The following is a 24878-nucleotide window of genomic DNA, read 5'->3' as shown; positions in this document are numbered from 1 at the left end:
TTCACCTGTTACCAGCTGCCGCTGGCGCCGCCGCCACCGCCGGATCCTCCTCCGAAGCCGCCGAAGCCGCCCCCTCCGGAACCACCGCCGCCTGACCAGCCGCCTCCACCGCCGCTGCCAAAGCCTCCCATACCGCCTAATACCGGCCATATCCAACCGCCACGTCTGTTGTAGGTAGTTCCACCACCTCCGCCACCGCCACCACCGCCACCACCGCGGCTAATGAGAGAAGCGATAATCACTATCACCATTATGATAAGAAAAATAGCACCGGGACTAATGCCTGGCTTACTTTTCCGTGGGTCGGCCTTGTACTCACCTGCTGCGGCTTTTATCACCGCATCCACCGCACCATCCAGTCCTTCGTAGTAATGTCCTTCGCGGAAGTCGGGCTTAATAATGTTGTTGATGATATCGTTGGCAATGGCGTCAGGCACTACACCTTCCATACCATAACCGGTTTCTATCCTCAGCTTTCTGTCTTCAACAGAAACAAGAATTAGTATCCCATTGTTCTTGCCTTTTGTTCCGATTCCCCAATCACGTAATATTTTTAACGATACCTGGCTAATATCGTAATCCCCGATTGATTTCAGTGTAACGATGGCTATCTGGGTGGAAGTAGTATCGTAGTAAGCCCGCACTTTTTGTTCCAGTGCATCATCTTCATTCTTCAACAATACACCGGCAAAGTCATTTACTAAAGTTGGAGGATTAGGCCGGGGCGGTATGTTCTGTGCTTTTGCCAGCAAGCCCGCCATCATTAATAATCCCGGTAAAAACCAGCGTAGTATCCTCATTGTTTCTAAGCTAAAATCGTTTAAAAAGAGTGGCCTTTATTTGCCGAAGACGATATCATCCGGAAGTTCATTCACATCGCTGCCGGCTTCGTGCGGAAAGAAAGTGCGAAGTGAGGCACCTATTTCCTCAATGCATGCTTCTATGCCTTCGATAATACGATTGTCCTGAAAGTGATTGATCAGCATTCCGGCTTCTTTCACCCAGAAGTCATCGCCTACTTTCTCATGTATGCCCTGGTCGCCCAGGATGGCAAACTGCCGGTCTTTAATGGCCACATATACCAAAACGCCATTACGCAATTTAGTTTTGCCCATTTCCAGTGAGGCGAATGCTTCTTTGGCTCTGTCCATGGGGTTTACATAAGTGCAATGGCTTTCAACAAACAACCTGATTTCTCCGGAAGTAAGCCGCTCAGCTACCCGGATAGCCTGCACTAACCTGTTCTTCTCCGTTTCTGAAAAAATCTCTTTTCGTTTAAAAGGAAAAATGCGCATGCTTTATCTATTTTTTTAATTCCCGGTTTTTTGGTGCCGGGAAAGGATCACAGAAAGAGTTGCCTTTCTCCGTGATCCCATCTCCACAACAAAAAACCGGAAATACTATTTTGGGTTGTTTAGAATTTTACCTGTGGCGCATTTTCAGCACCGGCAGTTGCTTCGAAATAACCTTTTGCTTTGAAGCCTGTGATACCGGCAATGATGTTATTAGGGAACGTACGTACGGAGCTGTTATAACCATTCACCGCTTCGTTGAAGTCGTTTCTGGCTACGTTGATCCTGTTCTCAGTACCTTCCAGTTGTGCCTGCAGGTTCTGGAAATTGGCATTTGCTTTCAGGTCCGGATAGTTTTCAGACACGGCGAGTAAACGACCCAATGCCTGGCTTAACTGACCTTGTGCTGCCTGGTATTGTTGAATTTTTTCAGGGCTCAGGTCATTCACATCTACCTTGATCTGAGTAGCGCTGGCACGTGCCTGGATTACTTTTTCAAGGGTTTCGGTTTCGAAGTTAGCCGCACCTTTCACGGTAGCAACCAGGTTAGGAATCAGGTCAGCGCGACGTTGATAGCTACTCTGTACCACACCCCATTTATTTTTCACGTTTTCATCTTTAGTCACAAGTCCGTTGTATTTGCCACAACCAAACATGACTAATAATACGAGTACTACGATTGCAATAATTCCTGTTTTCATCTGAATTAAAATTTAAGTTTTAAGTGCCGACAATAATGCAAAACCTATTCCTGTTTTGAGGCTTGCCGGCGTAAGTGTTGTTTTCACCGGTGAACGCTATAAAAAAAGCGGTAAACGCACGCTTTTCATAACTACACGAAAATATGGAAACTAAGCCACTAAATAGCTATTGGATAAGGAAACGGCATTTTTTTAAAAAAGTTCATTCATCCTTGAAATATTCATCATAAAACAGTATGTTTATATGTACCTTTGCTACGTGTAAAACGTTGAACGTTTTACTATATGATTTAAGGTGAATGGGGCAGAATGGATAACAAAATCGATATCGAAGGTTTCATTGTTTCTAACTCATTTATTATCAATAACTTGGAACTAAGTCTGCTTAAATGAGTGCACAACACATCCATATACTCTATATTGATGATGAAATACACAACCTGAATGCCTTTAAGGCTTCGTTCAGAAGGCTGTACAATGTTGTTACGGCCACCTCTGCAGAAGAAGCGGAAAAGCTCCTGGCAGAACAGGAATTTCATATCATTATCTCGGATCAGCGTATGCCCAAAACAACCGGGATAGAGTTTTTCGAATCAATACTGGAAAGATACCCCGAGCCGATACGCATGCTGTTGACAGGTTATGCCGACATCAACGCGGTAGTAGACGCCATTAACAAAGGACAGGTATACAAGTATTTCTCCAAACCCTGGAACGAGGAAGAGCTGAAACATAATATCGAAAAGGCTTATGAAGTATATGCACTTCGCAAGGAAAATAAAGAACTGACCGCCAAACTGTTGGATGTAAACCAGAAGCTGGAATTCCTGGTAAGACAGAAGTTAATTTCCTGATCAATTGATGGGTGAACAATGTATGGTGTATGTTCCCTACAGGAATATACCATTCTTTTATGTCACTGCCTTTACGCATGGCCGTTCATCAAAATCCCATCTTCTGCAATTTCTGAATGTTGATTTTCCTTTAACTTGCACCACATTGTGAACCTAATTTCCTGAATCATGCAAGTTTGGAAAGATTACCAGGCGGAGAATAAAGATCGTTTCCTGGATGAATTACTGGCGCTGTTACGCATTCCTTCTGTGAGTGCGGATTCCCGTCATAATGGAGATACTCAGCAATGTGCAGAAGCTGTAAAACTGCGCCTGCAGGAAGCTGGCGCCGACAAAGTAGAAGTGTGTCAGACTGCTGGTCACCCGATTGTATACGGAGAAAAAATTATAGACCCTTCCTTACCAACTGTATTGGTATACGGCCACTACGATGTACAACCCGCAGATCCACTGGATCTGTGGCATAGTGGTCCATTTGAACCGGTTATCAAAGACGGTAACATATATGCCCGTGGCAGCGCAGACGACAAAGGTCAGTTTTACATGCACGTAAAGGCTTTTGAAACGATGAACAAAACCAACACCATCCCCTGCAATATCAAGTTTATGATTGAAGGGGAAGAAGAAGTTGGTTCCGCCAACCTGGGCATCTTCCTGAAAGAAAATAAAGAACGCCTGAAAGCAGACGTGGTATTAATTTCAGATACGTCTATGATCAGCCTGGAAAACCCTTCCATAGATACCGGCCTGCGTGGCCTGGCTTATATGGAAGTAGAAGTAACCGGTCCTAACCGCGACCTGCACAGTGGTGTATATGGTGGCGCTGTGGCTAACCCGGCTACCATCCTCGCTAAAATGATTGCTTCCCTGCACGATGAAAACAACCACATCACCATCCCTGGCTTCTACGACAAAGTACAGGAACTGAGTGCAGCAGAGAGAGAAGCGCTGAACGCCGCTCCTTTTGATGAAGGGGAATACAAAGCAGATCTTGGCGTAGCAGACGTTTGGGGCGAAAAAGGTTATAGCACCATCGAAAGAACCGGCATACGTCCTACCCTGGAAGTAAACGGTATCTGGGGCGGCTACACCGGCGAAGGCTCTAAAACAGTATTGCCATCCAAAGCATTTGCCAAGATATCCATGCGCCTCGTTCCTAACCAGGACTGGCACGAAATATCCGACCTGTTCACCAAACACTTTGAAGCCATAGCGCCAAAGAGCGTGAAAGTGAAAGTAACCAAGCATCATGGTGGCAGCCCTTATGTAACACCAATCGACTCTGTTGCATTCAAGGCAGCTCACCAGGCCATTCTTACTACTTTCGGTAAAGATCCGATTCCTGTTCGCGGCGGCGGTAGCATTCCTATCGTGGCCCTGTTTGAAAAGGAACTGGGACTGAAAACAGTATTGATGGGCTTTGGTCTGGATAGCGACAACCTGCACTCTCCCAACGAGAAATATGGTTTAGCTAACTATTACAAAGGCATTGAAACCATTCCTTATTTCCACAAGTTCTTTGCGGAAATGAGCAAATAACAAAGAAGCCTTTAGCTATTAACTTTTAGCAGTCAGACTAAAAGCTAATAGCTAAAGGCTAAAAGCTTTACTATGAGTAGCAACGAAAAAGTACGCGTAGATAAATATCTCTGGTCTATCCGGGTGTTTAAAACCCGTAGCCAGGCTTCAGATGCCTGTGATGGCGGTAAAGTAAAGATGAACGGCAACTCCGTGAAAGCCGCTAAACCAGTATCTATAGGCGATAAATTTGAAATCAGAACAGAAGGCCGCAAATGGGTCATTGAAGTAACCGGCTTACTGGCTAACAGGCAGGCCTATAGCGAAGCCATTAAATACTACATAGATAATACGCCGGAAGAAGACAAACTGGCTCCTGCTTTCGTGGCATCTGTATTCCAGACAGGTAAGCGTCAAAGTAAAATTGGCCGCCCTACCAAGAAAGACCGCAGAAATATAGAAGGCTTTATGGAAGGAGATGAAGAAGAATAATTGTTAATAAGATATTTTATAAAAAGGTTCCTCTTTGTACTTCAGAGGCACCTTTTGTTTTTTAGAGCCGGTCTTTTAAATCCTGTTGTACCTCCCAGGCCAGGTCTTTTATCTTTTCCATTTCAGCGATGCTGAAAGCCTTATTGTTCCCTGCTTCACGCACTTTTTTGTAAAAGGTGCTTTCACTCCAGCCACATTCCTGGCAAACTTTTTCGCGGAATTTAATGGCGCTGCCGGCGAAGCCTTCGAAGAGTAAGCGGAGATGGTTCTGTGTGGAGGGTTTGGTTGTTTGCATGGTGTGTATGGTTATGGTTAATCATTATTTCAACGTGAATCAAAGATAAGTATATTTCATCAACTAAGGGGGAATACCCCCTCTGTTTTTCTATTCATTTTGTTCATATTCGACTTGAGAATATGGACATCAATAAACAAGAAAAACTGGAAAGCTTTGGTCGGAAAGTCCGCACATTCCGCGAAGCAAAAGGATGGAGTCAGCGAGACATGGCTGCAAACTGTAATATTGATTCCGCAGATATAGGCCGAATTGAAAGAGGCCAGGTGGATATCAGATATACTACCATTCTTCAGTTAGCCGAGGTGCTGGAAGTGTCTCCTTGTAAGTTAATTGATTGTTAGGAGAGTAGTGAAAGAGTAGTAAGAGTGTAGTAAGAGTGTAGTAAAAGAGTAATCTAACAGTAGTAAGAGTGTAGTGGAACAGTAATAGAAGTATAATGGAAATGTAATAGATAGACGAGTCCTAAGTACCCAAGAAGTACCCGAGAAGTATACGAGAAGTAATAACCGCCCCCTATTGAACAGAAAATCCCAACAAAATCAGCTACTTACCCCTCTATTACCTGGTATTCCCCTTTTTTCTACAATTTCTCACTTTTGCGTAGTAATTTTGCCAACTCATTCTTAAACTAAGGATTTTCAATGCCTAAACAAAGCGACGTACTTACTGCCGATTTCCTGGTGAAAGTAGCAGAAGAATTTGGTACCCCGGTATATATATACCATGCAGAAAAGATTAAAACTCAGTACGAAAAGCTGCAAAAGGCCTTTCATAAGTCGGACACCCGCTTTTTCTACGCCTGTAAGGCATTGACCAATATCAACATCCTYAAGTATATCAATTCTATTGGCTGCGGACTGGATACTGTATCCATCCAGGAAGTACAATTGGGCCTGAAAGCCGGATTTGATCCTAAGAATATCATTTTTACCCCTAACTGTGTGGATTTGCAGGAAATTATTGCTGCAAAAGATCTGGGGGTAATCATCAATATAGACAACCTCTCCATCCTGGAGCAGTTTGGCAATAAGTTCGGTGGTAGCTATCCTATCTGCATCCGTCTGAACCCGCATATCATGGCTGGTGGTAACTTTAAAATCTCCACCGGGCATATCGATAGTAAGTTTGGTATTTCCATCCACCAGATGCGTCATATCGAACGTATTATCAATTCTACCAAATTGAAAGTAACCGGCCTGCATATGCATACCGGCTCTGAAATCAAGGACGTAGATGTGTTCCTGCGTGGTGTGGAAGTGATGTTTGAAATGGTTCAGCATTTCCCCGACCTGGAGTCTATTGACCTGGGAAGTGGCTTTAAGGTAGCTTACCAACAGGGCGATCCTGAAACGGATATCGATCTGCTCGGTAAAAAACTGAGCGAGGCTTTCAACAACTTCGCCAAATCATATGTACGCCCGCTGCAGCTGTGGTTTGAACCAGGAAAGTTTCTGGTAAGCCAAAGCGGCTACTTTGTAGTAAAGGCGAATGTGATCAAACAAACGACTGCCAATGTATTTGTAGGTGTAAACTCAGGATTCAACCACCTGATCAGACCTATGTTTTACGAGGCTTTCCACTTAATACGCAATATTTCCAATCCAAAAGGCACGGAACGCATCTATACCGTAGTAGGTAATATCTGTGAAACAGACACCTTTGGATGGGACAGGAAAATAAATGAGGTACGAGAAGGTGACTACCTGGTGTTTTATAACGCCGGCGCCTATGGCTTTGAAATGTCTTCTAACTTTAACTCCCGCCTGAAACCAGCGGAAGTACTGGTAAAAGATGGTAAGCCACACCTGATCCGTAAACGTGATACGATAGACGATCTGCTTAGAAACCAGATTGAATTGCAATAATTTGCAGCCTGGGGATGCAGGTATTTGATTTTCAGGGAGATACTCCTGCTAACAATCACCTGCATTCCCCAATGCTGTCAATCATACAATATTTCCCCTACCTTTACGTCTACATTAGTACCCCCCACTGTAATCCTGCACACTGATTTTACTGTAAATTGTAATAAGATATTTATTACTGGCACACCAAAAACGATAGCCTTTGGTTATAATTATACGTAGATATGAAAGTTTTAACTGCACACCCAGGTATATTTAACGATGATAAAGTAATTGAGTCTAACATATCATTCGTTCCCTTCCTGAATTATTTAAAGGAGAAGGTGAAGAATGCCGAAGAAGTTCGCTCCTCCTTCTATAAACTGATCATTGACAAGTTTGAAAGCAACCCGGAAGTACTACAACCTATCCCCCCGGATAGTGATCTCAGTAAATATAAAGACTACCTGGATCTGTTGATATCCGCCATTTTCCCGGTTACCACAGATTCCACTAAAGATATTTATGGCATCGGCGTTCCTTTTAAATTCGCCATCTTCTACTATTCCGATCTCTTTAAACAACTCTTTACACAAAACGGCCAGGAGCTGAGTACCGTTCCGGATGGTGTTTCCCTGACCCAGGTGAAGAAAGATAAGATGACGTGGCTCTATAAACTGATCCTGGAAAAAGTGTATCATTTTCCCATGACCTATAAAAACGAAATAATCCATACCGTGGAAACACCGGATGGAGGCAAACGTTATGTGAAAGTGAACATAGACCCCCGGTTTGTAGATGTAAAAGTAAATGGAGATCTCCCCCCATTGGATTATGGACAGTTCTGCTCCAAACAGGTGACGGAAGAATCACTCCAGCAACTACTGCCTACCAGCATGTTTTCACTGGAAGGCTTTGTGATATGGACGGTGAAAGATGTGACTCAATCAGAAACCCTCAATAATATCAAAAGCCTGGTGATGAATATGCGCACCAGCAACGAGGTGGAAAGCTACCGCACCCTGGAAAAAATGATTCCTACTATATTAGGTATTCCAGACGTCACAGCCCACCTGGTTCCTTTCCCTAAAGTGAATGGAAAAAATGTACTGGAAGAACAATTTTCCAATACAGACCCCATCCTGGGCGTAGGCAACAAAAAACAACAACAGCATTTCTTCTCGGCATTACTGGAGCACCTGGAGCTGCATCCTATTCCATTGATCATTCCGGATGTAAATGAAACAACCATTGCGCCGCATACATTTCTCAAATATTTGCCGATAAAAAACATCAAAAGCTTCCTGGTATTCCCGATCACCCATAAAAAGGAAATACTGGGCGTGCTGGAACTGGCTTCCTCCACTCCTAACCGGTTATCTGCAGATCCTTTATGGAAGTTTCAGAATACTTATCCCCTGCTGGTGTTGATGCTGAACCGCAGTATGAACATACTGGAGAGCCGACTGAATGAAGTGATCAAAGATCAGTTCACCGCATTACAACCTTCCGTAGAATGGAAGTTTGTGGACGCCGCCTGGGATTACCTGCTCACACCGGCAGAAGAGAGAAAAGATATTGAAAGCATCAGCTTCGATGAGGTATATCCACTCTACGGCGCGGTGGATATCCGTAACTCCTCCGTACAACAAGGCAATGCCATCCGGGAAGATTTACAGGAACAGCTGGAACTGATTCGCGATACCCTCGCCACCATCGAACAAACCATACACCTTCCTTTACTGGAAGAACTTCAGTTCAAAACAAATGACCTGCTCAACAATCTCAGTGATAGTTTGCAGGCAGGTGAAGATCTGAAAGTAAATGAGTTCATGGATAACGAAATACAGCCGGTGCTGGAACATCTGTGTGATGATAACGAGTCGCTGAAACCATTGCTGGCAAGCTATTTCGCCAAAATGGATAAATCAGAAGGGCATGTATATCATCACCGGAGAGAATATGAAGAAAGCTTGTCTAAGATTAACGCAGCGATCAGTCAATACCTGGAAAAAGAGCGCCAATACATACAACACTCCTTCCCTTGTTATTTTGAGAAATACCGTACCGATGGCGTAGAGTATACCATTTACATTGGTCAGTCTATTGCACAGGAAAAGAAATTCGATCAACTATACCTGCGTAACCTTCGTCTGTGGCAGCTTTCATCTATGGCGCACATCGCAAGACTTACCAATAAACTGGGCCCTAAACTGAAGGTACCGCTGCAAACCACGCAAATGATCCTGATGCACAGCGCACCTATCACCATCAGCTTCCGTAGCGATGAACGCCGGTTTGATGTGGAAGGCGCTTACAACGTGCGTTATGAGATCATCAAAAAACGTATCGACAAAGTACATATAAAAGATACCGGCGAAAGATTAACACAACCCGGTACTATTGCCATGGTATACTCTTATGTAAGAGAAATGGAAGAGTTGAAGAAATATATCACCTTCCTCCAGAGCAAAAAAATATTGCTGCCTGAAATTGAGATGCTCGACCTGGAAGAATTACAGGGTGTAAGCGGATTGAAGGCGCTGCGGGTGAGAGTAAATATGGAGCAGGAGTAAGCGGATTTTGTCTTTGGGCAGGATTATACTGATTTAGATGATTTTCCAGATTTTGTTTTGGGATTTTATAAGATTAAAAAGATTAGCGAAGATAGATGTGGAGATACGCATCAGTCTTCGCTAATCTTTTTAAATCAAAAAAATATAATCTGGAAAATCATCTAAATCAGTATAATCCTGCCCAAAGACAAAATTCGCTAGAATTTAAATCCAAACGTTACATATGGTATGGTTTCCTCTTTGGAATGCCCTACCACCGCGGTAATGATGAGTGCATTGATAGGTGCTATGAAAACACCACCACCATATCCATCATGCCATACATGCGAGGTTTCATTTTCTCTCCATACACGGCCTACATCATTAAAGGCAATCAATCCTACCCCCGCAGGTAATATGTATGTTTTCAGGTCAAATAGTTTTACCCGTATTTCTGTATTGTTATATACGCTGGCATCACCGGCAAAACGGAAATTGCGATATCCGCGCAAATTCTGTACACCGCCAACAGTGAGTGCCTGGAAGTATTCATAATTGCCCCATAATTTACCACCGCCAAACCTGCTTACAATAACAAAGTTAGCAGGGATGCGGAAGCTCATATACAGGCTCAGGTCAGATTGCAACTGCGTAGTATTATGACTGTTGTTGTTCAAACCAAAATTACCTGCGTAAGTAGTTGTCCACAGGATACCACGGGTAGGAATGATTTTATTATTACGGGTATCGATAGTAGCCACTATTTTACCGCCGGCATATGATTTATTGCTGTAGATACCGGCAGAGTCGAGTCCATTGTCTTTAAAGTTGGTGATGAAACGGTTATCGTTCTCCTCTTTATTAAAAGCGTAATTATTAAACGTAGGACCATATGCCACGTACATATGATTGCCGAATGATGTTTTCAGCAATGCTTCTGCCGTATAGAAATTGAATCTGGCCCGGTAGTAGGAAATGGTTTTATTGGTCTTGTCAAATGTCGTCTCGTTACCATAGCCAAAAAAGTTGATGGTATTGTTCGGTGCTTTCGCTCTGGCGAAGAGTAACAGATCCGTTTTTCCGATCACGTCCGTCAGTTCTCCTTCATAGCGGAAGTTCCAGGCGCGCGTAGCCAAAGCGTGCGTAGCGGTGAACAGGTGCTTCGCGGAAAAAGGCTCCCTTCTGAAAGCATGGCGGGTAACAGATAAGCCCAGACCTAACAAAAGACCGTCATCCCTGTTATAGCCCCCAGCCAGTAAAGGCATTGTTTTTTCGTACTGGAATGCGCTTCTGTTGTACTTGATATTAGCCGGATCGTTAGACAGGCGGCGTTGTTCATTACGGGAAAGCGCAAATGTATCATTGCCGGTACGCTGATCGTATATGCGTATCCGTTTCCCTGCCTTTACGGTAGTACTGTCAATGTACGTGTCTGCCTCTTTACCGCCAATAAGTCGTATACGTATAGGCGTAGCGTGATCTCCTTTTATTTCAAAACGGTCATTGCCGCCCATGCCGTATACATTCAACTCTTTGGTGACTGCCGGGTCAAAAGTGCGGGAATAGATATTCTGCTGTATGGCGCCCTTCTTACTAATCTTAAATATATTCAGCGCTACATTGCCACCAGACTGCTTTTCAACGGTGATCAGCTCATTTTTTTCTGTAGCCGGTACATCCACTCCTTTGGCGAGGAAACGATAATACTTCATCGTGTTCTTTTCCAGGATATCGCGGCGAACAGCCAGGCGATGCAACATCATAGGTCCTACCAGCGACCGGATGGTATCCGGGAAAGCGTTTACTGCGGCCTGTATCACACTATCAGTCATCTTCTTCAACAGTCTTTCCGTTTGTTTCTTCCAGTCTTTTTCGTCCATTTCATTCAGGAAAGAGCGATCGAAATAACGGGTACTGAAGTTGAAACCGTTAACATCAGGAATATAATCACGGAAGCCCTGTACGCCTGGCAGTAACCATGGACGCGCGGCTGCACGGGGTATTAATCCCTGGTTGATGAAAAATGCCTGGTCGCGGTCACGTGGTACCGGGTAATAGTAATCTTCTCCCTTATGTGATTCCTTGTACCAGCGCCACTGATCATCATGGCGATCAAAGTCCATGATGTACATATCGAATAAACGGGCACGCAGTACCGATTTCTGGTCTACATGCACGTCATTATCACCCCATATTTTTGCCAGCACCTTTTGGGTGTTATAGGTTTTATCATTTTTGCCGGTAACAGGTTCTCTTTCTTCAAAGAGATATACTTCATTTCCAAACACGTTGGTAAAAGGACCCAGTGCGGTATCTGCAGGCAGATATACAAAAGTGGGATTGGTATGTGGTATGCCGGCTGCTTCTGCCAGCACACTCACCGCCAGCGGCGCGTAAGGGTTAGCGGCAGATATCTGGTCCTGCACCACGTCACGGGCAATGGTTTCCCGCAGCAGTTCAGGAATTGCTGCCAACGGAAATTTCTTCAGGGAACGCATCGCATACTCTGTACCAGTGCTGTCTTCCAGACGAAGAGAATGTGTTTGTTTACCACCACCACGCTGTAGTACTTTCAGTCCACCTTTAGCCGTTCTCAGATCCAACACCGGGAAGTTCAAAGGCGTGGCCCATACCTTCCGGTAATTTTCTCCCAGCAAAAATTTATGAAAGCTACCGGCCTTATTATACTGTGTATCGGCGGCCATTGTTATAAATGGAGGTAATTGTGCCGGCGTAGTATAGGTCATCGCCTGCTGTTGAATATCCTGCAAGCGGAAAAGATTATTGCTGTAAACCGGTGTTGCTCCGCTGTCTGCGAAATAATACTGTACCCGCACCGTGCCATCCGACATTAATTCTACGGCGCTGAAACCGTTGGCTGTAGAAGCAAACAAAGACTTCGGCCCTTTCTTAACCCGGTTATGTTTTGCCCCGCTGCCACTTACCACATAACTGTTTTGTTTATCTTTTATGAGCTGCAGTGTATGATCATGTCCCGATACAAATACTACCGGACCATGCGGTTTGAATGCTTCTTCTACCCCTTTGATCATCTGCTGGTATTTGGGATTGGGAATATCTTCCGGGGTACCAAATACGCCACGTGCAATAGGATAGATAGAACCTATTACCGGTAAAGGCACATACAGGGCAGGATTCAGATCTGTTAACGGGAAAATGTGTTGTTTGATAGTATAATATCCTCCGTGAATACCGTAACTGCGGAACGGATGATGCGTAGCAAAAATGATCAGCTTATTACGGTTCAGGGCTACTATTTCAGATAGTTTGGTGAGGACTTCGTCATTATCTTTACAATCGCAGGAAGACTCTATCCCTGGCTTTTGATAGGGAAACACCCACCATTCACTGTCCATGATGATAAGGGTGATCTTATCGGAGATCTTCACTTCTATCGGACCAGGACAACCTTCCTTGGGCTCAAACTGTACATTATCCAGGTGTTGTGAATCTACATATTGTTGCTGGTTGCGGATAATATCCCAGCCATCGGGTTTGCTTTTATCCCAGTCGTGATTACCCGGAATAATATATCCCTGCGCTTTGGTGCCCCGTACCAGGTTAATCTGGTAGTCGATAATTTCTTTGGCAATGGGAAACTTTGGGCTACTGGAGTCAGGTACCCCTCTCGGGTATACGTTGTCTCCCAGGAATAAAATGGTATTTCTATTATCCTGCAGATCAAATGTTTTACGAACGGCATCCACTACGGCATTTTGTCCGTTGCTGTGCAGCTCTCCTGCATCGCCGATGAGAATAATACGTTTTACGACATCGGGTGTTTGGGCATATCCGGTATGGTAACCGAAGATGAATAAGGCAATAAAGATGATGGCTGATCTGATCATTTGGACTTATAAGTGAATTTAAGAATACTGGCGGTACCGTCATAACCGCCTTCATTAGAAATAAACATATCCCCGTTAGGTGCAAAAGCAATTCCCTCCGGCTGTAGGAATAAACGATGTTTCAGGTTATAGGCTTCCTGTACATGGCCCTGCAGGTCGCAAATTACCAACAGGCCGTTAACGGATGCCACGATATACAGTCTTTTTTCAATAGGGTGAATGGCGGCGGCGGAAGGTTTGAAAAAACGCATATCTGAGCCCACCAGCTTGGCAATTTCCCGGTTGTCGAAACGGTAAATGGCAGTGGTATCAAATGTTTTGGAGGCCAGGTCAAACCGGTAGGCGCTGGTAAATCCCACCTTTTTATCGTCTTCGCAGTTCTTACAGATCATCACGATACTGTTTTTAACGGAGTCGTAATAAGTGGTTTCGAATTCCTTTTTACCCTGCTTGGGCAGTTTGTAATGGTCAGCAGAAATGCTGTCGGTAAACAGGCCATGTACGTGGAAGAGGGAACCGCTGCTTTTGAGCACAAACCAGCCGCTGTCGGTATGACAAATATCTTCATAGTCCCCGTCCTTGGCGAATTTATAATATGGATAGGGCTTTGTTGCCGCCACATCTACATCATAAATTCTACCTTGCTCATCATTAATGGCTATTATTCTATGCTCATCGGGAAACAGTTCTATTCCTGAAATTTCCTGCATAGACTCCCGCAGGCGATAGCGCACCGGCTCCTTCAGATCATAGCCAGCCGGAGAAGCATAGACTTTTTGTTCCCTGTCGCTGAAACCATTGCATGACAGTAAGAAGAGGAGAAAGATTAACCCGATCCGGACATCCATAGTGTAACTTTATAGCATAAATTTAACTCAAAAATGCAGTAACTTAGGTTACAATTGCGATTTGTATACGCGAAATAGCGAACATACCGTTATATGCACAACAAAAAGCGAGAAGCATACAACATATTTCGCCGTTCCTTATCTTAATTTTCGTCTTCCTTATGCAAAACAATGTTATTATAGACGCAGCCCGGGATTATGTACTAGCCCAGTATGAGCAACACCCGCACCCTAACCTGGTGTATCACAATCTTGTTCACACGCAACAGGTAGTACAGGCTGCCGCCCAGATTGCCGCCCACTACCGTTTACAGGATGACGAATTACTGGCAGTATATGTGGCTGCCTGGTTTCATGACGCCGGTTATTTATTGGGAGAAGGAAAGCTGCACGAAGAAAATGGCGCCAAAGAAGCCCTGCAGTTTTTACAACAACAACAGGTCCCTGAAAATGTTCAGGCCATGGTACAGGGAGCTATTCTGGCTACCAAAATGCCACAGTCGCCACATACCCTGGTAGAACAGATTGTTTGTGATGCGGATCTTTCCCACCTGGGATCCAAAGAATTTTCAGACCGCAACAAATTACTACGGCAGGAATTAGAGCTTACTTATGAGCAGGAAATACCCGCCGTTAAATGGCTCACCAACAATATCGCTTTTTTAACAGCACATCACTACTGGACGGATTACGCCCAAACGCTGTTCAAACAACAAAAAGAAGACAACCTCGCTAAACTGCAAAAGAAGCTGGAGAAAAAATCAGCCGAAGCGGCCGAAGACGTCAGCGTTGTTCCGGGTAGCCCTGAAGCTCCCAAAACGGCTACTGAAAAGGTGAAGAAAGATAAAGGCAAGGATAAGATAAAGAAACCGGATCGGGGCGTGGAAACCATGTTCAGAACCACTTCTACCAATCATATCCGGCTTAGCTCCATGGCCGACAGTAAAGCCCATATCATGATTTCGGTAAACTCTATTATCATTTCCGTGATATTGAGCGTACTGGTAAGAAGGCTGGAAGACTATCCCAATATGGTGATTCCTTCTGTCATATTCCTGACCACCGCCGTACTGACCGTTATTTTTTCGGTGTTGGCTACCCGACCCAATGTGACCAGTGGTGTATTTACCAAAGTGGATATTGAAAAGAAAGATGCTAACCTGCTGTTCTTTGGTAACTTTTATAAGATGCAACTGGAAGAATATCAATGGGGCATGAAACAGATGATGAATGATTCTGACTTCCTCTATAGCAGCATGACAAGGGATATCTATTTCCTCGGTGTAGTACTGGGGCATAAATATAAGCTGCTGCGTATTTCTTACAATATTTTCATGTTTGGTCTTATTATTTCTGTGCTTGCATTTTTGATTGCAGCAATTTTCTTCCCGGTAAAAGCATAATGATTCATGGGTGTTCCTTTATATAACCGCGATCTCAGCTGGTTATCGTTTAATTACCGGGTATTACTAATGGCGGCAGACCAACAGGTACCACTATACGAACGAATTAAATTTCTGTCTATTTTCTCCTCCAACCTGGATGAGTTTTTTCGCGTGAGAATGCCGGCAGTATTAGCCATCAACAAAGTACTGGAAAATGATCCGGCAGCAGGCGAAAATGAATCTATCAGCAGCGATACCCTCACCGAAGTGTTGCAGGAAATCAACCGGCAACAACAGGAATACGGACAAATATTTACCGGCAGTGTGCTGCCGGCATTATTATCTCAGGGTATACAACTGTACTATAATCAGCCATTGCTGGAAGCACATCATGCGTTTACCAAAAACTATTTCCTGACTACTATACTGGCTTATTTACAACCGGTATGGCTCATGGGTAAACAAAAGAACCTGTTCCTCGAAAACAATGCGCTTTACCTGGCAGTTACACTGGTACCTAAAAACAATGATACCATACAGGAATATGTCATTGTGAATATACCGGCATCCCTGCCCCGTTTTCTGCAGTTACCTTCACTGGAAAGCACTCACTATATTGCTTTCCTGGATGATATTATCCGCACACATCTGGGTTATCTCTTCCCTGACTATATTATTGCCGGCTGCCATAGCGTGAAACTCACGCGCAACGCGGATATGGATATGGATGAGATAAAAGGCGATATACTGGAAGAAGTAGAAACGTTGATCCGTAAACGTGAGTTAGGCGTACCTACCCGTTTCCTGTATGATGCCTCCATCCCGCTGCCCCTGCTGCATTTCCTGGCACAACAGTTTGATGTACGGGAAGATGAAATGGTGATGGGCGGACGTTATCATAACCTGAAAGACCTGGCCAATCTGCCGGAACCTCCTGGTTTGGTACATGCAGATTATCCCAAAGTAATTCCTGCGGAAAATAAAACGATAGCAGCTACCGATCGTCTGCTGGACCTCGTATTACAACAGGACCTGCTGATTCATCTTCCTTATCAGCGCTATGATTATATTTTGCGCTTTTTCAGTGAAGCCGCTACTGATCCGGATGTTGCGGAAATTTACGTCACGCTCTACCGCATCGCTTCCGGTTCCCAGATAGCGCAGGCATTGATCAGCGCCGCCAGGAACGGTAAAAAAGTTACCGTATTCGTGGAGCTGAAAGCCCGTTTCGACGAAGCCAATAATATACGCTGGGCAAAGAAAATGAAAGATGCCGGCGTAAAACTGATCTATAGCATTCCAGGCATGAAAGTACATGCCAAAACCGCGCTGGTGAAACGCAATCGCGGCTACCAGTGGGATTACTGCGGATTAATTGCTACCGGTAACTTTAACGAAAGCACTGCCCGTTTCTATACTGATCATGTATTGTTTACCGCCCATACAGGTATTACCAGGGAGATGGAATTACTCTTCCTCTACCTGCAAAGCAGGGAACAACCGGTGGCCTATAATTTTTTGCAGTTCGAACATTTGCTGGTAGCACAGTTCAATATGACCACACGATTTGCCGGCCTGATAGACCGGGAAATCAAACATGCAAAAGAAGGCAAGCCTGCCCGCATCATCATCAAAATAAATAACCTGCAGGAAAGAGGCATGATAGGCAAGCTGTACGAAGCCAGTGAGGCTGGTGTACAGGTAGACCTGATTGTGCGCAGCATCAACTGCCTGGTGCCGGACATTCCGGAAAGTCAGCATATCCGCATCATCAGGATTGTAGACCGCTACCTCGAACATGCCCGCGTATTCATCTTCCATAATAATAACCAGGAAGAAGTATATATGGGCTCAGCAGACTGGATGAACCGTAACCTCCACCGCCGCATAGAAGTATGTGTGCCGGTATATGTGCCGGCCCTGCAGCAACAGCTGAAAGACATTGTAAACCTGCAATTGCAGGACCCAAACAATGCCCAGCAGGCCATTCAGTCGTATGTGCAAAATATAGTGTAAATTAGATATCCTGATTTAATCGATTTTTATGAAGAAGTATGTTTGGACATTGTTACTAAGTATTGCCTTTGCGATTCCTGCCACCCAGGCGCAAACCCATGACCTGGAACACATTTATAATCCTGCCGCCGATGCAAAAGCCGACATCGCTGCCGCCGAAAAACAAGCCGCTAAAGAAAATAAACATGTGCTGCTGCAAATCGGTGGTAACTGGTGCATCTGGTGTAAAAGATTCTATAAATTTATCGGGGATGATGCTGAGTTGAAAGCGGATTTGAACAACAACTATGTAGTGTATCATCTTAACTACAGCAAAGAAAATAAGAATCTGCCTATCCTGAAAGAGCTGGGATATCCACAGCGCTTCGGTTTTCCGGTACTGGTAATACTGGATGCAAAAGGCAACCGGTTACATACACAGAATTCCGGGTTACTGGAATCTGCAGATTCCTATGATAAGAAAAAAGTGCAGGAGTTCCTGAAACAATGGTCACCAGCAGCATTGCTGCCTTCCCATTACATCAACGAATAACATCGTCATGGATAACGGCATTACCACTTTTAATACGGATGCTGTGCAATCTTTTCAAAAGTTTGCACAGCATCCGTTTAAATTTTCAGCCTATTTGTTTTGGAAACTTCCGGCAGCATGGCTGTCCGGCGTTCGGCTCCAATCACTCGAAGCAGATAACTGTGTTACCTCCGTACCATTTCGGTGGTTATCACAGAACCCTTTCAAATCTACTTACTTCGCCTGTCTGGCCATGGCCGCAGAACTCAGCACCGGGCTACCGGCGATGATGTATGTGCGCAGCGCCTCACGGCGTGTATCCATGCTCGTTACCGGCATGGAATCTACTTTTGTTAAAAAGGCCACCGGCCTCACGTTTTTTACCTGTTCAGAATTGCCCCTGCTAAGAGCTGCCATTGAAAAAACACTGAACAATGAGGCAGCGGAAACCGTTACTCTCCATAGTGAAGGCAGAGATAAAGACGGCATATTAATTGCCTCTTTCGCGATCACCTGGTCGTTTAAAAGTAAATCGTAAATGGTGAACCCGGTTCACCCTAAAACACAGATATGAAGATTGCATTTCATGGCGCCGCGCGCACCGTTACCGGATCAAAACACCTGATCACACTCAAGAATGGTAAAAAGGTTTTATTGGATTGCGGCATGTTCCAGGGTATGGGACATGAAACTGATTCCCTGAACAGGGACTTCGGATTTGATCCACAGGAGGTGACTTACATGGTATTATCGCACGCACATATCGATCACTCCGGGCTGATTCCCCGCTTAGTGAAAATGGGCTACGGTGGTCATATCTTTTGTACACCTGCTACCCGCGATATGACAGAAATCCTGCTGATGGATTCTGCCGAAATACAACAATCAGATGCAAAATTCACTAATAAAAAAATGGCCCAGGAAGGTCTTCCCTACATACAACCGCTGTATAGTGTGGACGATGCCAAAATTGCCATCGGCTCCTTAAAGCCGATGGGCTATAATACCTGGACCCATATAGATCCGGATATTCAACTCATGTTCACCGATGCCGGCCACATTGTAGGCGCCGCATCTGTGCATCTGCGGATTACGGAAAACGGTAAAACAGAACAGATCTCTTTCAGTGGTGATATAGGCCGTTATAACGATGCTATCCTGAAATCGCCGGCTACCTTCCCGCAGGCAGATTATGTCCTGATAGAATCTACCTACGGCAGCACCCTGCACGCTGATGCCGCACCTGCCGATGATGAACTGCTCCGCTATATCCGCGAAACCTGCGTGGAAAAAAGAGGTAAACTCATTATCCCTGCATTCAGCGTTGGCCGCACACAGGAATTGCTGTATGCCCTCAACAATGCACAACTGAAAGGCACCCTGCCTAAGGCGGACATTTTTGTAGACAGCCCGCTCTCTACAGAAGCCACCGCCGTTACCAAAGCACATCCGGAAGTATTCAACAAAGAAGTATCCAATCTCCTGAAAAGAGACGATGATCCATTCGACTTCCCGGGCCTGCGTTACATCAAGTCCGTAGATGAATCCAAAGCACTGAACTTCCGCAAGGAACCCTGCGTGATCATCTCTGCATCAGGCATGGCCGAAGCCGGGCGCGTAAAACATCATATCGCCAATAACATCGATGAACCACAGAATACCATTCTCATTGTAGGTTACTGTGAACCACAATCGCTAGGCGGTCGCCTGATGCGCGGCGCCAAAGAAGTATCTATTTATGGTACCCGTTTCCAGGTAAATGCTGAAGTAGGCGTGATCCGCTCTATGAGTGCACATGGCGACTATGAAGACTTAAGTCAGTGGCTCGCCTGTCAGGATCCGAAAGCTGTGAAGAAATTATTCCTGGTACATGGAGAATACGAAGTACAACAGATTTTCAGAAACTGGTTGCTGAAAAAAGGCTTCCTGGATATTGAAATTCCTGAGCGGCATTTTGAGCTGGGATTGAGCTGAGCGAATTTTTGTCTTTGGGCAGGATTATACTGATTATACTGATTTTTACTTTTTGATTTAAAAGATTTTGGGAAGATATTAGCGGATAAATTCGCTGATATCTTCCCAAAATCTTTTAAAATCTTACAAAATCAAAAAAACAACATCCGCAAAATCAGTATAATCAGTATAATCCTGCCCAAAGACAAAATCCGCTTATTCCTCCACAAATGGAAACCACAAATTAACCCTGGTCCCCGTTGCCTTTCCTTCTTCATCAATAAGATCTTCAATATCAAAGCTGGCATCTACATTAAAACGGCTATTATACAGTGATAGCCGGTCTCTGGTAATTTGCAGTCCACGGGACTGATGCCGGGGTTTATTCAATCGTTTCATGGCCGCAGACCTTTCTCTGCCAATACCGTTATCTTCTATTGTACAACGTATACGTTCATCTACTTTTTTGAAGATGATAGTCAGTTTACCTTTGTTTTTTTCATGCAGTAGTCCGTGCCAGATAGCATTTTCCACAAAAGGCTGGATGATCATGGTAGGTACTTCTACCATATGAGCATCCAGTGACGGGTCTACAATAATTTCGTATTCAAATTCATCTGTAAAGCGCAGCTTTTCCAGCTCCATATAGTTTTCCAATACACTTACTTCCTGCGCAACTGTGATGTTATTGAGTTGTGAGTTGTCCAGTACATTACGGATTAATTTCGCAAAGCGGCTCAGATAGGATAATGCCTGTTCTGTTTCGCTCTTCATCATAAATGTCTGGATGGAATTCAGTGCATTAAAAATAAAGTGTGGATTCATTTGTGCCCGCAAGGCTTTCATTTCCAGTTGCGCTATTTGCTGTTGTATAGCCTCCCGTTGTTTAGCTTCTTTTTTGATACCATGAATACGCAACCTGAAATAAAGATATACCAGCGATACCGCCAGCAGAAAGCATAACAGCTTAAACCAGCCGGTTTGCCAGAAAGCAGGTTTAATAAATAACAGCAGTGTGGTGATATGATCTGAAAACGTGCCGGCCGTATTCACTGCACGCACTTTGAAAACATAATTGCCTGGTGGCAGGTTGGTATATTTAGCAACCAGGATGTTATCTGTCAGCACCCAGTTTTCATCTACCCCTTCCAGCTGATAATAGTAACGGATCCTTTCCTGGTGATATTGCAGGCTTTTAAATTCGATGCCAATGAAGTTTTGCCTATGGGTCAGGTTCACCGGTACGCTATCCCGAAGGGCGGCCTGAATAAGCACCAGGCTATCTGGAACTCTGAGGTTTACGATGGTTACATCGGGCGGAGGGGGCGCCACGCGCAAACTTTGCGGATCGAAAGAAACAAAGTGATCAGATGCGCCTACCAGCAGATTGCCATTTTTTAGTTTAACAATGCGCCTGCGTACTTTGCGGGCGTTGTCAATAATATCATCTCCCTGGATAAATGTTTCCAGCTTGTTGTCCAACGGGGAATACCGATAAAAGCCATATTGCGTGGTAAACCAGATTTCACCGGGCTCTCCTTCTTCCATACTCAGCACCCACTGATCAAACAATTTGTTGTTCGTGAGCAATGGTTTATAAGTATGTTTCAGGGGATTATAGATCCACAGGCCGTGGTCTGTTCCGGCCAGTAGCGTGCTGTCGTTATAAGGCAGCAAACAGGTTATATTGTTGTACACACGCGCATTCCAGGAAAACGATTCCCTGGTGGCGATCTTACGTGTGCGGGTGTTGAATCGCATAAGGCCTGCGCTGCTGGTTCCCAGCCAGAGGGAAGTATCGCCTTGCGGCACAATATCCATTACAGATACCGGTCGTTTCAGTGAGTCGGTTATTTGATTGAAAGCCTGGAAAGTGTTTCGTACCGGGTTCCAGCTGGCCAGCCCTCTTTTATATAAGCCAATCCAAACGGTGGTATCGTTTTGTACCTGTAGGTGCAGCAGCGTTTGTTCATAGAACGTAGGCGATGTCAGGTGTTTGATGAATTTGCCGGTAGTGGGATTGAACAGGGAAAGGTTGCCGTTTTCCTGTCCCACGAGGATGGTGCCATCTTTTAATTCAGCGAAACTCCATACCAGCCCCCGTTCTTCCGGGATGGTGATACTTGGATCGCCATCATCATGTACATAATTTTGGACCAGATTCAGGTCGGCTGTCAGGCGGCTGAACCCTTGCCCCCAGTAGCCTACGTATACATTGCCATTGGTAGCCTGGTAAATGCCGGTGACTTCTGTTGCCGGGAGATGTTCTTTGGTATTGGGAAATCTCGTGCGGTCATCCAGTAAACGGAAGGTTTTATTATGCAGACTAAGAATATTTATGCCGCGATCTGTACCAATCCAGAGATGGCCTTCCCGGTCAGTTAAAAAGCAGTTGGCTTCATAGGTATAATGAAAGCCTTTTTCATCTGCATTGTTGGCAATGATTTTCAGGTCAAAAGTCTTCAGGGCGCCATTATAGCGGAAAACGCCCCCCTTTTCCGTAGCCATCCAGGTATTTTTTTCCTTGTCGGAGATGATATCGAAGATGGCATCACCATAAACGGGCTTTTGCCAGTTTGGTTTACCGGTTGGCTTGTCGAAAATATAGTTGTTTACTTTATGAGTAACAGGGTCATAGTAGTACAGTTGTGCACTTCTGCCTGCCAGCCATATCTGGTGGTAGGCATCTGTATATATTTTCTTAAAGGTATTATCAATATCCAGTACGGACAGGTGTTCGGGGTTGTTGGCCCTGCTGTACAAATGTTTGCGCTGGCGATCCAGTATATAAACCCCTTTTTTTCCGCTGATCCAGAGATTACCGGATTCATCTTCCATGATAGCGTCCATCATCTGGATCCTGTCGGCTTCGGGGATAATGGCGGCTTTTTGGAAATTAAACGCTTTTTCGTTGAAGCGGAGCAGTCCATCATGGGTGGTAGCCCATATGATACCGTCATGATCCTGCACAATCTGGCTGCATTGCAGCCCTTCCGGCCTGATATCCCTGTCAGATATCTTCAATGCCCTTACCTGGTCTGTAACAGGGTCGTATACACGAATATTATCGGGAGTACCCATCCAGATACGACCTTTCTTGTCTTCACACAAACAGATGTCATCATAATAAATGGAGCCGGGTACACGGTCAAAGCTGGCAATGGTCACCAGGTTGGTACCGTCATAGCGCTGCAGGGCGGTGCTGGCAATCCATATAAACCCTTTCCTGTCCTGCATAATGGCGGAAACGTGGTTGCTGGCCAATCCGTTGCCGATATCCAGATGGGAAAAGTTATAGGATACATTCCCAGGCTGCTGGGCAAAGGAGGCAGGGAGGTATGCAAGTATCCACAGCAGGTAAATGATATACCTGACTGCATTTTGCCATCGTTGGGCTTTAGCCTTGATATGCCTTAGAATCATTGCAATTTCCGGGAAAGAAGCAGTGTAGGAATAAAAGTACTAAATGTTGTTGTGAATATGCAGCATGCCGGCCGATTGCTGGCAAACTAAAATTCAGGTGCGGGAATAAATCGGCGAAATAAAAAAAGGACTTCTTTGCAGAAGTCCTTTTTTCTTGTACCACGTACGGGAATCGAACCCGTGACTCCTCCGTGAAAGGGAGGCGTCTTAACCCCTTGACCAACGCGGCATTTTTCGTTTGGGATTGCAAAGATAGGAAAATGTTTTACAATCCAAAATTTTTTTTCGATTCTTTTGTAAAGGTAAGAATTTCCGTGCTTTTAAGCGGCATTTTTTTTCGGTTTTATACTGCAAGCTGTCCCATCCTTTCCCGCTACCAACGGGCATTTAGATACTATTTTGCATTTAATGTGCACCATCAATCCTCTTCCATCATTTTTTTGGGGGAGATGGGTACATGGACCTAACCCTCAAGGCTATACGACCTATTGTTTTAGCCCAGCGATCAGGTTAATGGTTAATGCCACTACGAATGTATTCAATGCAAAAGAAAGTAATCCATGGGCCAGTGCCGTACGCCGTATCACCCGCGCACTGATTTCCACATCCGATACCTGGAACGTCATCCCTATCACAAAGGAGAAATAGGCAAAATCTATATAATCCGGGCATTTTTCCTTCGGAAACTCCAGTCCCCCCGCATGTTTGGTAACATCATTCTCATCATCATCATAATACAGGTTGGCATAGTGAAACGTTAAGGTAGTATGCACCATGGTCCAGGAAGCCAGCATACCGGTAATCGCCACCGGCAGATAAATCAGCTTTGATCCGCCGGAAATCTCCTTCGATAACATCAGCAATAAAACGATCACCAGGCTGGCAACAGATGCTACCAAGACGATGAAAGAAACAAAGAGACGGCTGCCATCATCCACTCTCGCCCACTTGCGTATTTCGTCTATCGTACGGTTATAAAAAACAACCCAGCCAGTGGTAATGTAGGAAAGCGCAAATACATCCCATAATATCCCATATATGATCAATGGGTGCAGGGCTACCCTGGTAAAAAACAAGACGACAAAAACCAGCGCGGCTAAGCCAAGACTCACCAAAATCCGCTGCATGGGGTGCATCGCTACCAGCAACTTAACGGCTTTCTTATGTTTCATAACAGATTGCTTATTGTTTAAAGATAACCCTGTTTTTCAAAGCATACGTATCATGCTTATAAATTATTATCCTATAAATTTAGTAGACTATTGTTTGGGTCATCCAATTTAGCTACTTTAGCGTAACATTAATCAAAGTCTATGACT

Annotated in this window: 19 protein-coding genes and 1 tRNA gene; 11 read left to right on the top strand and 9 right to left on the bottom strand. The window is 44.7% G+C overall.

Features of this window, described 5'->3' with window-relative positions; all coding sequences use genetic code 11:
• Positions 1–8: 8 nt before the first annotated feature.
• The 3 genes from AB4Z08_RS25380 to AB4Z08_RS25370 all read right to left on the bottom strand — a co-directional run bounded on the left by AB4Z08_RS25380 (position 9) and on the right by AB4Z08_RS25370 (position 1993).
• Positions 9–800, bottom strand: coding sequence for a TPM domain-containing protein (locus AB4Z08_RS25380; protein WP_441576580.1), 792 nt, complete (start codon positions 798–800; stop codon positions 9–11).
• Positions 801–836: 36 nt separating this feature from the next.
• The gene (locus AB4Z08_RS25375) at positions 837–1295 is read right to left on the bottom strand and encodes a TPM domain-containing protein (protein ID WP_441576579.1); all 459 of its coding nucleotides are present in this window, start codon (positions 1293–1295) and stop codon (positions 837–839) included.
• A gap of 119 nt (positions 1296–1414) precedes the next feature.
• A complete protein-coding gene (locus AB4Z08_RS25370) occupies positions 1415–1993 on the bottom strand; it encodes a LemA family protein (protein ID WP_134643531.1) in 579 nt (192 codons plus the stop codon).
• 389 nt (positions 1994–2382) lie between these two features.
• On the opposite strand from AB4Z08_RS25370, the gene AB4Z08_RS25365 reads away from it, so the two are divergent.
• The 3 genes from AB4Z08_RS25365 (at position 2383) to AB4Z08_RS25355 (ending at position 4857) form a co-directional block, all read left to right on the top strand.
• Positions 2383–2847: a response regulator gene (locus AB4Z08_RS25365; RefSeq protein ID WP_441576578.1), complete on the top strand. Its 465-nt coding sequence runs from the start codon at positions 2383–2385 to the stop codon at positions 2845–2847.
• 168 nt (positions 2848–3015) lie between these two features.
• Entirely contained in the window at positions 3016–4386 is a 1371-nt protein-coding gene (locus tag AB4Z08_RS25360; protein WP_441576577.1) for a dipeptidase, read from the top strand.
• A gap of 72 nt (positions 4387–4458) precedes the next feature.
• Positions 4459–4857, top strand: coding sequence for an RNA-binding S4 domain-containing protein (locus tag AB4Z08_RS25355; RefSeq protein WP_441576576.1), 399 nt, complete (start codon positions 4459–4461; stop codon positions 4855–4857).
• A gap of 61 nt (positions 4858–4918) precedes the next feature.
• Here AB4Z08_RS25355 and AB4Z08_RS25350 read toward each other — a convergent pair whose 3' ends face one another.
• The gene (locus AB4Z08_RS25350; protein WP_441576575.1) at positions 4919–5152 is read right to left on the bottom strand and encodes a hypothetical protein; all 234 of its coding nucleotides are present in this window, start codon (positions 5150–5152) and stop codon (positions 4919–4921) included.
• Positions 5153–5274: 122 nt separating this feature from the next.
• Between AB4Z08_RS25350 and AB4Z08_RS25345 the strand changes: the two genes are divergently transcribed.
• The 3 genes from AB4Z08_RS25345 (at position 5275) to AB4Z08_RS25335 (ending at position 9575) form a co-directional block, all read left to right on the top strand.
• Positions 5275–5496, top strand: coding sequence for a helix-turn-helix domain-containing protein (locus AB4Z08_RS25345; protein WP_441576574.1), 222 nt, complete (start codon positions 5275–5277; stop codon positions 5494–5496).
• Between the two features lie 300 nt (positions 5497–5796).
• A complete protein-coding gene (lysA, locus tag AB4Z08_RS25340) occupies positions 5797–7020 on the top strand; it encodes a diaminopimelate decarboxylase (protein WP_441576573.1) in 1224 nt (407 codons plus the stop codon).
• A 224-nt stretch (positions 7021–7244) separates the two neighbouring features.
• Positions 7245–9575: a GAF domain-containing protein gene (locus AB4Z08_RS25335; protein ID WP_441576572.1), complete on the top strand. Its 2331-nt coding sequence runs from the start codon at positions 7245–7247 to the stop codon at positions 9573–9575.
• A gap of 197 nt (positions 9576–9772) precedes the next feature.
• Here AB4Z08_RS25335 and AB4Z08_RS25330 read toward each other — a convergent pair whose 3' ends face one another.
• Both AB4Z08_RS25330 and AB4Z08_RS25325 read right to left on the bottom strand, forming a co-directional pair.
• Positions 9773–13423 carry a BamA/TamA family outer membrane protein gene (locus AB4Z08_RS25330; protein ID WP_441576571.1) on the bottom strand — a complete coding sequence of 1217 codons (3651 nt, stop codon included), beginning with the start codon at positions 13421–13423 and terminating at the stop codon, positions 9773–9775.
• Entirely contained in the window at positions 13420–14271 is an 852-nt protein-coding gene (locus AB4Z08_RS25325; RefSeq protein WP_441576570.1) for a hypothetical protein, read from the bottom strand. The genes AB4Z08_RS25330 and AB4Z08_RS25325 overlap by 4 nt, the downstream gene beginning before the upstream one ends.
• Before the next feature lie 161 nt (positions 14272–14432).
• On the opposite strand from AB4Z08_RS25325, the gene AB4Z08_RS25320 reads away from it, so the two are divergent.
• From AB4Z08_RS25320 to AB4Z08_RS25300, 5 genes are all read left to right on the top strand, one after another.
• Positions 14433–15674, top strand: a complete 1242-nt coding sequence (locus AB4Z08_RS25320) for a Pycsar system effector family protein (RefSeq protein WP_441576569.1) — start codon at positions 14433–14435, stop codon at positions 15672–15674.
• Positions 15675–15680: 6 nt separating this feature from the next.
• The gene (gene ppk1, locus AB4Z08_RS25315; protein WP_441576568.1) at positions 15681–17672 is read left to right on the top strand and encodes a polyphosphate kinase 1; all 1992 of its coding nucleotides are present in this window, start codon (positions 15681–15683) and stop codon (positions 17670–17672) included.
• A gap of 28 nt (positions 17673–17700) precedes the next feature.
• Positions 17701–18204, top strand: coding sequence for a thioredoxin family protein (locus AB4Z08_RS25310; protein WP_441576567.1), 504 nt, complete (start codon positions 17701–17703; stop codon positions 18202–18204).
• 94 nt (positions 18205–18298) lie between these two features.
• Positions 18299–18721: a DUF4442 domain-containing protein gene (locus tag AB4Z08_RS25305; protein ID WP_441576566.1), complete on the top strand. Its 423-nt coding sequence runs from the start codon at positions 18299–18301 to the stop codon at positions 18719–18721.
• 32 nt (positions 18722–18753) lie between these two features.
• Positions 18754–20157 (top strand): MBL fold metallo-hydrolase RNA specificity domain-containing protein, encoded by a 1404-nt coding sequence (locus AB4Z08_RS25300; protein WP_441576565.1) that lies wholly within the window; start codon positions 18754–18756, stop codon positions 20155–20157.
• A 195-nt stretch (positions 20158–20352) separates the two neighbouring features.
• On the opposite strand, the gene AB4Z08_RS25295 is transcribed toward AB4Z08_RS25300, so the two are convergent.
• From AB4Z08_RS25295 to AB4Z08_RS25285, 3 genes are all read right to left on the bottom strand, one after another.
• Positions 20353–23559 (bottom strand): ligand-binding sensor domain-containing protein, encoded by a 3207-nt coding sequence (locus AB4Z08_RS25295; RefSeq protein ID WP_441576564.1) that lies wholly within the window; start codon positions 23557–23559, stop codon positions 20353–20355.
• Positions 23560–23716: 157 nt separating this feature from the next.
• Positions 23717–23788 (bottom strand) — tRNA-Glu (locus AB4Z08_RS25290).
• A gap of 256 nt (positions 23789–24044) precedes the next feature.
• Complete coding sequence (locus AB4Z08_RS25285; protein WP_441576563.1) at positions 24045–24731, bottom strand: DUF1345 domain-containing protein; 687 nt, start codon at positions 24729–24731, stop codon at positions 24045–24047.
• Positions 24732–24878 lie beyond the last annotated feature (147 nt).

Source organism: Chitinophaga sp. RAB17, from assembly GCF_052114225.1.
Taxonomy (GTDB): domain Bacteria; phylum Bacteroidota; class Bacteroidia; order Chitinophagales; family Chitinophagaceae; genus Chitinophaga.
The sequence above is the reverse complement of the archived record's forward strand: the minus strand, read 5'-3'. Positions and strand labels throughout refer to the sequence as shown.

What these genes read in the sequence shown, in the direction of transcription:
- AB4Z08_RS25295 (WP_441576564.1), bottom strand. Translation starts at nt 23,559, where the DNA reads ATGATTCTAAGGCATATCAAGGCTAAAGCCCAACGATGGCAAAATGCA.
- AB4Z08_RS25350 (WP_441576575.1), bottom strand. Translation starts at nt 5,152, where the DNA reads ATGCAAACAACCAAACCCTCCACACAGAACCATCTCCGCTTACTCTTC.
- AB4Z08_RS25365 (WP_441576578.1), top strand. Translation starts at nt 2,383, where the DNA reads ATGAGTGCACAACACATCCATATACTCTATATTGATGATGAAATACAC.
- ppk1 (WP_441576568.1), top strand. Translation starts at nt 15,681, where the DNA reads ATGGGTGTTCCTTTATATAACCGCGATCTCAGCTGGTTATCGTTTAAT.
- AB4Z08_RS25345 (WP_441576574.1), top strand. Translation starts at nt 5,275, where the DNA reads ATGGACATCAATAAACAAGAAAAACTGGAAAGCTTTGGTCGGAAAGTC.
- AB4Z08_RS25285 (WP_441576563.1), bottom strand. Translation starts at nt 24,731, where the DNA reads ATGAAACATAAGAAAGCCGTTAAGTTGCTGGTAGCGATGCACCCCATG.
- AB4Z08_RS25360 (WP_441576577.1), top strand. Translation starts at nt 3,016, where the DNA reads ATGCAAGTTTGGAAAGATTACCAGGCGGAGAATAAAGATCGTTTCCTG.
- AB4Z08_RS25370 (WP_134643531.1), bottom strand. Translation starts at nt 1,993, where the DNA reads ATGAAAACAGGAATTATTGCAATCGTAGTACTCGTATTATTAGTCATG.
- AB4Z08_RS25325 (WP_441576570.1), bottom strand. Translation starts at nt 14,271, where the DNA reads ATGGATGTCCGGATCGGGTTAATCTTTCTCCTCTTCTTACTGTCATGC.
- AB4Z08_RS25335 (WP_441576572.1), top strand. Translation starts at nt 7,245, where the DNA reads ATGAAAGTTTTAACTGCACACCCAGGTATATTTAACGATGATAAAGTA.
- AB4Z08_RS25320 (WP_441576569.1), top strand. Translation starts at nt 14,433, where the DNA reads ATGCAAAACAATGTTATTATAGACGCAGCCCGGGATTATGTACTAGCC.
- AB4Z08_RS25375 (WP_441576579.1), bottom strand. Translation starts at nt 1,295, where the DNA reads ATGCGCATTTTTCCTTTTAAACGAAAAGAGATTTTTTCAGAAACGGAG.
- AB4Z08_RS25330 (WP_441576571.1), bottom strand. Translation starts at nt 13,423, where the DNA reads ATGATCAGATCAGCCATCATCTTTATTGCCTTATTCATCTTCGGTTAC.
- AB4Z08_RS25300 (WP_441576565.1), top strand. Translation starts at nt 18,754, where the DNA reads ATGAAGATTGCATTTCATGGCGCCGCGCGCACCGTTACCGGATCAAAA.
- AB4Z08_RS25355 (WP_441576576.1), top strand. Translation starts at nt 4,459, where the DNA reads ATGAGTAGCAACGAAAAAGTACGCGTAGATAAATATCTCTGGTCTATC.
- AB4Z08_RS25380 (WP_441576580.1), bottom strand. Translation starts at nt 800, where the DNA reads ATGAGGATACTACGCTGGTTTTTACCGGGATTATTAATGATGGCGGGC.
- AB4Z08_RS25310 (WP_441576567.1), top strand. Translation starts at nt 17,701, where the DNA reads ATGAAGAAGTATGTTTGGACATTGTTACTAAGTATTGCCTTTGCGATT.